Annotated in this window: 1 protein-coding gene; it reads left to right on the top strand. The window is 60.9% G+C overall.

Going from position 1 to position 432, the window contains the following annotated elements:
* Positions 1 to 361: helix-turn-helix domain-containing protein (locus AC1D0P_RS30115; protein ID WP_477680083.1), on the top strand; the 361-nt coding region annotated here is incomplete at its 5' end.
* Between the last annotated feature and the right edge of the window lie 71 nt (positions 362 to 432).

Raw genomic sequence — 432 nt, 5'->3', positions numbered from 1 at the left:
CCTTAGGGAACTCGCGGAAGCGAGCGGCACGCCGGAACGCAACATCCGCTTCCTTATCTCGCAGGGCATTGTCCCTGCGCCGGATGGATCGCGGAAATTCGCTTCGTATGGCGACGAGCACGTCAGAGCGCTCGCCGTCTATTCCGAAGCGAAGGCGGAAGGTCTGTCGCTCGAGGCAATAAAGCGACGGATCGATGCCATAAGGCGCGGCGGCGCTATCGAGCGAGAAGTTGCTCCCGGTGTGGTCGTCAAGGTTGATCCGGAGGCCGTGCCTGATGTCGAGGAACTGTTCGTCGCCATTCAGTCCGTCGTCGAGGAAATGCAACAGCGCCGAGCGCGCGGGGAAGGAGAACTGACATGAGAACAGCCATCCGCGAGACCGAAGAAATGCTTCAGGCCTTCGTCCAGAGAGGAACCCCACCCGTACCACTC

This window comes from Polaromonas sp. P1_G2 (genome assembly GCF_056405515.1).
The sequence above is the reverse complement of the archived record's forward strand: the minus strand, read 5'-3'. Positions and strand labels throughout refer to the sequence as shown.